At 35.4% G+C, this 1,460-nt stretch carries 2 protein-coding genes; one reads left to right on the top strand and one right to left on the bottom strand.

Annotated elements, in window-relative coordinates; genetic code table 11:
- Positions 1-14: 14 nt before the first annotated feature.
- Entirely contained in the window at positions 15-344 is a 330-nt protein-coding gene (gene tnpA / locus ACFOZZ_RS13280; protein ID WP_376815431.1) for an IS200/IS605 family transposase, read from the bottom strand.
- Between the two features lie 89 nt (positions 345-433).
- Here tnpA and ACFOZZ_RS13285 point away from each other — a divergent pair.
- Positions 434-1,460 (top strand): RNA-guided endonuclease TnpB family protein (locus tag ACFOZZ_RS13285; RefSeq protein ID WP_376815430.1); only part of this gene is annotated, 1,027 nt, incomplete at its 3' end.

The following is a 1,460-nucleotide window of genomic DNA, read 5'->3' on the forward strand; positions in this document are numbered from 1 at the left end:
ATATTTCTCCAATGCTACAAGCAAAATAACCATCTGACCAAAATGTTTTTTTCCTTCCAATACTGTCTTGATAAGACCGAACTATACTTTTGCCATAAGTGGTATGCTGTTTCCTGCTTTATAATTTTGACAATATCGCAAACTCTATCTGCTGTATCGTAACTTAATAAGAAATGTATATGGTCTTTGTCAGTTTCTATCGCAATAATTTCGTAGCCACGTGTATTAGGTATATGGAGAATCTCTTGTTTAACATCATCGGCAATAGAGCCTTTTGGTAGTTGTTTGCGGTATTTGATTACAAGGCCTATATGTACTTTAAGGCTGTATTTTCGTGATTGTATCTACTATCCACAGTTCACCTCAAAATATAGATATTTCGCTATAAATTAAATATAATATATAGTGAAATATCTATGAAAGGAGTACATCTATGGAACAGATGACTATTACAGCTAAAATTCAAATAATCGCAGCTGAAACAGATAAGTTTTTGCTTAATGAGACTATGTCTGTTTATCGTAATGCCTGTAATTATGTTTCAGACTATGTATTCCGCACTCATGATTTAAAGCAGTTTTCACTTAATAAGGCTTTGTATTCTACATTACGAGAAAAGTTTAACCTTAAATCGCAGATGGCTCAGTCTGTTTTGAAGACTGTTATCGCCAGATATAAGACCATTCTTGAAAATCAGAATGAGTGGATTAAACCATCGTTCAAAAAACCTCAGTATGATTTGGTTTGGAACAGAGATTATTCTTTAACTCAAAACTGTTTTTCTATCAATACACTTAATGGTCGTGTGAAGTTATCTTATTTTTCAGATGGAATGTCTAAGTATTTCAATCATACGATTTATAAGTTTGGTACTGCCAGACTTGTAAGTAAGCATGGTAAATACTATCTGCATATACCAGTTACCTATGAGGTTGAAGAAAGTAATATTTCTGACATCTGCAACGTTGTAGGTATTGACAGAGGTATTAACTTTGTTGTTGCAACTTATGACAGCAACCATAAGTCTGGATTTGTTAGTGGGAAAGCTATTAAACAGAAACGTGCTAACTATTCCAAGCTTCGCAAAGAACTTCAAATGCGACATACGCCATCCTCAAGACGAAGACTAAAAGCTATCGGTCAGCGAGAAAACCGTTGGATGCAGGATATTAACCATCAGGTATCGAAGGCACTCGTTGAAAACAACCCAAAGCACACTCTCTTTGTATTGGAAGATTTGTCGGGCATTCGTAATGCTACAGAACGTGTTAAAACAAAATATCGTTATGTTTCTGTATCATGGTCTTTCTATGACCTTGAGCAGAAACTAATCTACAAAGCAAAACAGAATCAGTCTTCTGTTATTAAGGTAGACCCTCGCTATACAAGCCAGTGCTGCCCTTGCTGTGGACACGTTGAAAAGTCTAACCGCAATAAGAAGATACATCTGTTTACCTGCA

The organism is Catenibacterium sp. GCM10023432, from assembly GCF_042651925.1.
GTDB lineage: Bacteria > Bacillota_I > Bacilli_A > Erysipelotrichales > Coprobacillaceae > Catenibacterium > Catenibacterium mitsuoka.